The 7,830-nt window shown below is 69.8% G+C and carries 11 protein-coding genes; 7 read left to right on the top strand and 4 right to left on the bottom strand.

Annotated features, from left to right (window positions below; genetic code table 11):
* The first annotated feature begins 14 nt into the window (after positions 1 to 14).
* Both VFN12_RS13455 and VFN12_RS13460 read left to right on the top strand, forming a co-directional pair.
* Positions 15 to 590: an isochorismatase family protein gene (locus VFN12_RS13455; protein WP_325119223.1), complete on the top strand. Its 576-nt coding sequence runs from the start codon at positions 15 to 17 to the stop codon at positions 588 to 590.
* Positions 583 to 1,353, top strand: a complete 771-nt coding sequence (locus VFN12_RS13460; protein WP_325119224.1) for an enoyl-CoA hydratase-related protein — start codon at positions 583 to 585, stop codon at positions 1,351 to 1,353. The genes VFN12_RS13455 and VFN12_RS13460 overlap by 8 nt, the downstream gene beginning before the upstream one ends.
* Here the strand turns inward: VFN12_RS13460 and VFN12_RS13465 are convergent, their stop codons facing one another.
* A complete protein-coding gene (locus tag VFN12_RS13465) occupies positions 1,354 to 1,887 on the bottom strand; it encodes a DUF1697 domain-containing protein (protein ID WP_325119225.1) in 534 nt (177 codons plus the stop codon).
* 81 nt (positions 1,888 to 1,968) lie between these two features.
* Between VFN12_RS13465 and VFN12_RS13470 the strand changes: the two genes are divergently transcribed.
* Genes VFN12_RS13470 through VFN12_RS13480 form a run of 3 tightly spaced genes read left to right on the top strand, consistent with a single transcriptional unit; the run spans position 1,969 to position 4,356 of the window.
* A complete protein-coding gene (locus VFN12_RS13470) occupies positions 1,969 to 2,781 on the top strand; it encodes a basic amino acid ABC transporter substrate-binding protein (protein WP_325119226.1) in 813 nt (270 codons plus the stop codon).
* A gap of 22 nt (positions 2,782 to 2,803) precedes the next feature.
* Positions 2,804 to 3,598, top strand: coding sequence for an amino acid ABC transporter permease (locus VFN12_RS13475; RefSeq protein ID WP_325119227.1), 795 nt, complete (start codon positions 2,804 to 2,806; stop codon positions 3,596 to 3,598).
* Complete coding sequence (locus tag VFN12_RS13480) at positions 3,598 to 4,356, top strand: amino acid ABC transporter ATP-binding protein (protein WP_325119228.1); 759 nt, start codon at positions 3,598 to 3,600, stop codon at positions 4,354 to 4,356. The genes VFN12_RS13475 and VFN12_RS13480 overlap by 1 nt, the downstream gene beginning before the upstream one ends.
* Before the next feature lie 9 nt (positions 4,357 to 4,365).
* Here the strand turns inward: VFN12_RS13480 and VFN12_RS13485 are convergent, their stop codons facing one another.
* Both VFN12_RS13485 and VFN12_RS13490 read right to left on the bottom strand, forming a co-directional pair.
* Positions 4,366 to 5,193, bottom strand: coding sequence for a hypothetical protein (locus tag VFN12_RS13485; protein WP_325119229.1), 828 nt, complete (start codon positions 5,191 to 5,193; stop codon positions 4,366 to 4,368).
* A 39-nt stretch (positions 5,194 to 5,232) separates the two neighbouring features.
* Positions 5,233 to 6,114 carry a diiron oxygenase gene (locus tag VFN12_RS13490; RefSeq protein WP_325119230.1) on the bottom strand — a complete coding sequence of 294 codons (882 nt, stop codon included), beginning with the start codon at positions 6,112 to 6,114 and terminating at the stop codon, positions 5,233 to 5,235.
* Between the two features lie 58 nt (positions 6,115 to 6,172).
* On the opposite strand from VFN12_RS13490, the gene VFN12_RS13495 reads away from it, so the two are divergent.
* The gene (locus VFN12_RS13495) at positions 6,173 to 6,868 is read left to right on the top strand and encodes a TetR/AcrR family transcriptional regulator (RefSeq protein ID WP_325119231.1); all 696 of its coding nucleotides are present in this window, start codon (positions 6,173 to 6,175) and stop codon (positions 6,866 to 6,868) included.
* Positions 6,865 to 7,131, top strand: a complete 267-nt coding sequence (locus tag VFN12_RS13500; protein ID WP_325119232.1) for a DUF4873 domain-containing protein — start codon at positions 6,865 to 6,867, stop codon at positions 7,129 to 7,131. The genes VFN12_RS13495 and VFN12_RS13500 overlap by 4 nt, the downstream gene beginning before the upstream one ends.
* 162 nt (positions 7,132 to 7,293) lie before the next feature.
* Here VFN12_RS13500 and VFN12_RS13505 read toward each other — a convergent pair.
* A partial coding sequence (locus tag VFN12_RS13505) for an RDD family protein (protein ID WP_325119233.1) occupies positions 7,294 to 7,830 on the bottom strand: 537 nt, incomplete at its 5' end.

Genomic DNA, 7,830 nt, shown 5'->3' on the forward strand with positions numbered 1-7,830 from the left:
CTACGCTCGCTGGCATGAAGCGGGCACTGATCGTCCTGGACGTCCAGAACGACTTCTGCGAGGGCGGATCGCTGGCGGTGACGGGGGGCGCCCAGGCGGCGCACGACATCGCGGAGGTGCTCCACCACTGGGTGCTCAAGGACCCCAAGGCCGCCGACTACGCCCACGTGGTGGCCACCAAGGACCACCACATCGACCCGGGTGGTCACTGGTCCAGGGAGCCCGACTTCCGTGACTCCTGGCCGGTCCACTGCAAGGTCGGCACCGACGGCGAGGCCTTTCACCCCAACCTGGACCCCCAGCCCTTCGAGGCGATCTTCCTCAAGGGTGAGTACGCCGCGGCGTACTCGGGCTTCGAGGGGAAGGCGCCCGGCGACGTGGGCCTCGCGGACTGGCTGCGGAGCCACGCGGTGACCGACGTCGACCTGTGTGGGATCGCCACCGACTACTGCGTCCGCGCCACCGCGCTGGATGCGGTCGCCGCCGGCTTCAACGTGCGCGTGCTGCGCGACCTGTGCGCCGGCGTGGCCGAGGACACCTCCCGGGCTGCGTTCGAGGAGATGAGCAACGCCGGGGCCACCCTTGTCTGACCTCGAGGTGGCCGTCGCCGACGGCGTCCTGCGGCTGACCCTCAACCGTCCCGAGGTCTTCAACGCGCTCACCGGCGAGATGGCCGACGAGGTCGCGGCGGTGATCGAGGGCGCGACCGCCCGCGACGACGTACGTGTGATCGTGCTGACCGGCACCGGCCCGGCCTTCAGCACCGGCGCAGACATCTCCGGTGCCGATGCCCACGAGGGGTTCGACGTGACCGCACTCGACCGCGCCAACCGGATCATCCGGGCCATCGTGGGCGTCGACAAGCCGGTCGTGGCCGCGGTGAACGGCGTCGCGGCGGGGGTCGGCTGCTCCGCGGCGCTGGCCGCCGACATCATCGTCGCCACCGAATCGGCGTCGTTCCTGCTGGCCTTCGCCCGGATCGGGCTGATGCCCGACGGTGGAGCCACCGCCACGGTGGCCGCGGCCATGGGGCGGGCCCGGGCGATGAGGATGGCCCTGCTGGCCGAGCCCCTCGGCGCCCGCGACGCCTACGACGCCGGCCTGGTCACGCATGTCGTCGCCGATGACGAGTTCGAGGAGCAGGTGGCGAAGATCGTCGGGCGGTTGGCCGGCGGACCACCGCTGGCGTTCGCCGCCACGAAGAGGGCGATCAACGCCGCCACCCTCGACCAGCTCGAGGGTGCACTCGAAAGCGAGCGCACCGGTCAGACCCTGCTGCTCGGCACCGACGACGTCGCCGAGGGAATGCGGGCCTTCGGCGAGAAGCGAAAGCCCACGTTCCGGGGCGAGTGACTACTCGCCCCACTTCTCGGCGACGGTGCGGATCACCTTCAGGTTGCGGTTGGTCGCGACGCCCATGAGCTTCTCCACGGTCGAGTTGCTGAGCTTCGCCTCGTGGTAGTTGTCCCCGAGCAGGAGGTGGACGGCCCGCCCGCCGACCCGCGCCGACTCCTCACCCTTCCCGACGGCCTCGATCGCCTCGACCAGCTCGTCCGTCGGTTCGTCCTTGAGCAGCGACACGTAGTGCATGCCGTCGTGGTCCTTGGCGAGCTCCGTCGCCTCCTCGGCGATGGCCGTGACCTCGGCCGGCGTGAAGACGATGGTCGGCACCTCGAACCCACGGTCCTCGAGGAACGCCTTCTCCAGCGCCTGCTCGACCTTCGCCCGGGAGCGCAGCTTCGTGGTCACCCGGAGGTTGCCGGTGTTGATGTAGGTCTCGACGTCGCTGAATCCCGCCTTCTCCGCGGCAGCCTTGATCGCGTCCTTCGGGAACTTCCGGGTCGGCCCGAGGTTGATGGCCCGCAGGAAGGCGACGTACGTCGGCATGCGCCCATCCTGCCCGACCACGACCCGCCGGCTCGGGGGCGGAGTCAATTCCTACTCAGGGACCCGACTATCGTCGCAGGCATGAACCGTCGAGCACTCACTGCCGTCTTCGCAGTCTCCGCCCTCGGCCTCGCCCTCACCGCGTGCGCCACCGATACCGAGAAGACCACCACCGAGAGCGGTGTCCAGGTCGTCAACAGCGGCAAGCTCACCGTCTGCACGCACCTGCCCTACGAGCCGTTCCAGTACAACAAGGGCGGCGAGGTCGTGGGCTTCGACGTGGACCTGATGGACCTCGCGGCCGACGACCTCGGTCTGGAGCAGGAGATCGTCAACACGCCGTTCGAGACGATCGAGACAGGGCAGGCGATGGCCACCGGCAAGTGTGACATCGCCGCTGCCGGCATGACGATCACCGACGAGCGCGACCAGGTCATCGACTTCTCCGACCCCTACTTCGAGGCGACCCAGGCGCTGCTGGTCAAGAAGGGCGCGGGCTACGACTCCCTGGAGTCGCTCGACGGCAAGACGCTGGGCGTCCAGGTCGCCACCACCGGCGAGCAGTACGCCAACGACAACGTCCCCGACGGCGTGGAGATCAAGGTGTTCGAGGACCTCGCGCTCCTGCTCGAGGCGGTCAAGTCGGGCACCATCGACGCGGCCATCAACGACAACACCGTGCTGGTCGACTACGCCGCCAAGAACCCCGACACGGAGATGACCGCGGAGTTCGAGACCGGCGAGCAGTACGGCTTCGGGGTCGCCGAGGGTGAGAACGCCGACCTTCTCGACGCCGTCAACAAGGCCTTCGCGGACGCGCACGAGGACGGCACCTACGACAAGCTGTTCGAGAAGTACTTCCCGACGCTGGACAAGCCCACGTCGCTCGGCTGACCGGCCGGACAGGAGCGCAGCCATGGGCATGAGCCCGCGCAAGCGCGCCCGGATCTCGCGGGGCGTGCAGTACGTCGTCCTCGCGGTCGTCGTCGTCGTGATCGTCCTGTCCGCCGACTGGACGACCATCAAGGACAAGTTCGCGGACCCGGACATCGCCCTGGCGATGTTCCCCGAGGTGATCACGACCGCCCTCAAGAACACCATCATCTACACCGCGTGCGGCTTCACCTTCGGCCTCGCGCTCGGCCTGGTGCTGGCGCTGATGCGGCTCTCGTCCGTCGGTCCCTACCGGTGGATGGCCACGACGTTCATCGAGTTCTTCCGCGGTGTGCCGGCCCTGGTGGTCTTCCTCGCCCTGAGCGTCGGCATCCCGACGGCGTTCCCGGGCTATGTGGTTCCCGGTGACGTGCTCGGGACGGCCACCCTCGCCCTGGGACTCGTCGGCGCGGCCTACATGGCCGAGACCATCCGGGCCGGGATCCAGGCGGTCCCGAAGGGCCAGACGGAGGCGGCCAGGTCGCTGGGCATGTCCGGGTCGCGGGCGATGGTCTCGATCATCATCCCGCAGGCGTTCCGGATCATCCTGCCGCCGCTGACCAACGAGCTGATCCTGCTCACCAAGGACTCCTCGCTCGTCTACCTGCTGGGCTACACCGCCTCGACCGTGGAGCTCACCTCGTTCGGCCGCCAGGCGCTCAACCAGGAGAAGAACATGACCCCGATCGTCGTGATCTCGCTGTGCTACCTGCTGATCACGGTGCCGCTGTCGATCGTCGTACGCCGCATGGAAGCCCGCGCCGGGAAGGCCCGCTGATGACCACACCGCAGCGGCAGACCCGCACCGACGCGGCGATCGACGTGATCGAGCTGCACAAGCACTTCGGCGACAACGAGGTGCTCAAGGGCATCGACTTCCACGTCGACAACGGGCAGGTGGTGTGCGTCATCGGGCCGTCGGGATCCGGCAAGTCGACGCTGCTGCGCTGCGTCAACCTCCTGGAGCAGCCGACCTCGGGGCGGATCTTCATCGAGGGCGACGAGATCACCGATCCCGACGTCGACGTCAACGCGATCCGGAGCCGGATCGGCATGGTCTTCCAGCAGTTCAACCTGTTCCCCCATCTGACGGTGCTGCGCAACCTGACCATCGCCCAGCAGCGGGTGAAGAAGCGCGGCAAGGACGAGGCCGTCGAGATCGCCCGACGCAACCTGGCCAAGGTGGGGCTCTCCGAGAAGGAGGGCGCCTACCCCGCACACCTGTCCGGTGGCCAGCAGCAGCGGGCGGCGATGGCTCGGGCCCTGTCGATGGACCCCGACATGATGATGTTCGACGAGCCCACCAGCGCGCTCGACCCCGAGCTGGTCGGCGACGTGCTAGGCGTGATGAAGGACCTCGCCTCCGAGGGCATGACGATGATGGTGGTCACCCACGAGATGGGCTTCGCCCGCGAGGTGGGCGACAAGGTCGTGTTCATGGACGACGGCGTGATCGTCGAGGAGGGCGACCCGCGCGAGGTGCTCGGCAACCCGCAGCACGAGCGGACCCAGGCGTTCCTCTCGAAGGTCCTCTGACGGGTCGCGTCAGGCCGGGCGGTTTTCCCGTGCCCGGCAGTTCGGCTCGAGCTCGTCACCTGGTGGCCGGCGGATGCTGTCCGTCGGCCCGTGCGTGTAGGTCATCTCGAGTGCGAGGAGGGAGAGGTCCTGACCGCGCCTGGGCGAGACGACACCGGCCAGGCTCTCGGCCAGGTCGGCACCCTCGACCGTCCACTTCGTGACGCGCCCGTCGAGCACGGTCACCTGCCCGGGCACCCGTCGCGTCCCGGCGTCGACGTCGGACACGCCTGCCATCGCCAGCACCCGGCCCAGCTCGAAGCTGACCTCGAGGACGTCCCTGGAGCCCGGGGACACGCCCGTGACCTGGGCTCCGGTGAGGGCGACCGCGGCCGTGAGCCCGATCGTGTGCTCGGTGAGTCCGTAGCGCCGGGCGAGGTCGGCGCGGTCGAGGCGGATCCAGCAGTGGTTCCTCACCTCGCCGTACCACACGTCACCGATCGTGATGAGGTTCCCCTGGAGCCGCTCGGCCAGGGCCGTGCGCTTCGAGATGAGGACGAACAGCGAGGCCGACGGCGCCCCCGGGTCCCACGACCCCAGGGACCTGATGACCGGGACGTGCGAGTCTTCCAGGATGTACTGGTACTCGAGGGGCTCGCTCCGGCGCAGGGCTGTCACCGCCCTGGCGAGGCGGACCGCCGGGGGCGCCAGCTTCGGTGACGGAGTCTCGGTGGGTGTCGACCTCGACGGCGCTGGAGAGCTCGAGTGGGCGGTACCGGGCTGCGCCTCCGGCTCGGCGGCGGGCGCGACGCACGCGGTCAACAGCAGCGCCGACAACGCGACCAGGACGCGACCCACCCGGGGAGACTACCCGCCACAGGCGGTGCGGCGCCCCGGTCAGCGCATCAGGAGCGAGCGGCGCCAGAGCCGGCGCTGGTGGCGCGGGATCAGCCCGAGCCCGTCGAGGTACCCGGTGACCCGTTCGCCCATCCACTCCAGCGTGCGCTGGTAGTGCGGGTTCGAGAGCGCCGCCCGCCGGGCCTCGGCCGGATCCAGGCCGACCGCCCGGTAGATCGCGGGGTTGACCAGGCCACGGGCGACCAGGAACGCCGTCTGGCCGAGCATGGCCTGGTGCCAGGCGAGCGTGGCCCGGTTGAGCTCCGGCAGCATCCGCTCGATCTGGTCGCGGGCGAAGGTCATGTGCCGGGCCTCCTCGAGGACGTGGATCCGGCTGACCATCCTGACCAGCGGCTGCACCCGTTCGTCCCCGATGATGTCGCGCTGCCAGCGGTCGAGGATCTCTTCCGCGACCAGGATCGAGGCGTAGCCGGAGACGCCGTACCCGACCGTCTTCATCAGCCGGCCCAGCCGGTGGAGGCGGGGAGTCGGTCCGTAGGCCGGAACTCCGCACCGGTCGATCGCCTTGCCGAACATCAGCGAGTGCCGGCACTCGTCGGCGACCTCGGTCAGCGCGTAGTGCATCCGCGCCGAGCGCGGGTCCTCGTCGTAGAGGTCGCGAACCATCATCTGCATCAGGATCAGCTCGAACCAGAGCCCGACGCTGGAGATGCTCGCCACCTCGTGCCTCGACAGCTCGATCCGCTGCTCCTCGGACAGGGTGTCCCACAGGGGTGTGCCGTAGAGCGACATCCGCTCCGGCTGCATGAACCACAGGCCCTCGACCAGGGGCGCGTCCCAGTCGATGTCGACGACCGGGTCGTAGGAATGGCGGGCGGTCGACTGCAGCAGCCGCTCGGAGACCGGGTCGGTGAGTGTCATGCGCATCCTCTCCGGTATGCGTAACCTGAAGTAACACTTATTTGCTAGGGTGGCCGACATGGCTCCGAAGGTCAAGGGCGACGGACGTACGACGCGCTGGGACGCGCACCGCGACCAGCGCCGGGCCGAGCTGGTACAGGCCGCCGTACGGGCGATCGACCAGCACGGTCCCGACGTGACCATCGCCGACATCGCGGCCGAGGCCGGCGTGAGCAAGCCCGTCCTCTACCGGTACTTCACGGACAAGGACCAGCTGCACGCGGCGGTCGGACGCTGGGGCGCCGACGAGGTCCTGGCCGGGATGCTGCCCGCGCTGCGCGGCGACGCTCCCGTGCGGGAACGGGTCGCCCGGGCCGTCGACGCCTACCTGACCACCCTCGAGGAGCACCCCCAGGTCTTCCTGCTGCTGGTGCGGCACCGGGGCTCGGACCCACTGGCCGACGGCAAGGCCACCATCGCCGCGGCGTTCACCCGCTTCCTGGGCGACACGCTGCGCGAGCTCGACGTCGACGCCGCCGGGGCCGAGCCCTGGGCGCAGGGCCTGCTCGGCCTCGGACTCTCGACCGGCGAGTGGTGGCTGGAACGCCGGACCATGAGCAAGGCGGCGGTGGGCCGCTACCTGAGCGCGTTCGTCTGGCACGCCCTGGAGGGGGCCGCCTCGGAGCTCGGCGTACCCCTCTCCGCTCTCGACCACCCGAGCGCCGCTCCCGGACCGTCGAGAGCGACGCCGATCAGGGGAAGGAAGCGGCCGTGACGCACGAACCCGGCGAGCAGTATGCCGGACCGGCCGAGATCGTCGGCGACACCTCGGTCGAGGTGACGGTCAACCTGCGCGGCGGCTTCCAGCCGATCGACGGCCGCTTCCACTGGTACGGCCGGGTGGCCGGTCACGAGCGCCTCGCGTCGGGCGACCGGGTGACGATCCGCACCGAGCACGGCGACGCGGAGGGCCGACTCTCCGACGTCGACCCGTGGGGCCGGCTCCGGATCGCCGGTACCGGCCGGCCGCCGTTCTGAGCGGCGAGTCGCGCCCGTGTGCCGGGCGTCCGCTGACCTACGCTCGAGCCGTGCCCTGCGACTACTGCGGCGAGGAGTTCGATCCGATCGCCACCCGGTGGCTGTGCCCCCACTGCCACATGAAGGCCAACTGCTGCGACGGCGCCCCCCAGTGAGCTGCGCTCAGCGCACCCGGACCACGTTGGTGCGCGCGACCTTGTCGTGGATGGCCTGCTTCTTGCCGTCCCAGAGCGGCCAGAGGCAGTCGAGCAGTCCGTAGATCCCGAGGAGCGCTCCCACGAACGGGACCAGGTTCAGCACCGAGTAGCCGAACTGGCTGGCCCAGCGGAGCAGCACCGAGCCGATCGGAAGCCGACCGGGGCGGTTCCGCAACCGGACCCTCAGCCCGAGCGCGAGCTTGCCGGGGGTCGCCTGGAGCGCCATCAGGAACCCGACGTGGTAGACGAACCCGACCACCAGGAAGATCAGGGCGATCGTCGCCATCGGGCCCGCGAGCTGCTGCTCGAGTGCAGCCGTGTCCGTCGTCTGCCGGCCCGCCTCGGCGTCCCTGACCATCTGGTCCAGGAACGCGCGGTAGGCGTCCACCACGTCTCCCAGCCACGGTGAGGCCAGCACGCCGCCGATGATGCCGACGATCAGCCCATCGAGCAGGTAGGCCCACACCCGCTGCCACCACCCGGCCAGGAGCTGGCCGTCCGG

It is taken from the genome of Nocardioides sp., from assembly GCF_035703625.1.
Taxonomy (GTDB): domain Bacteria; phylum Actinomycetota; class Actinomycetes; order Propionibacteriales; family Nocardioidaceae; genus Nocardioides.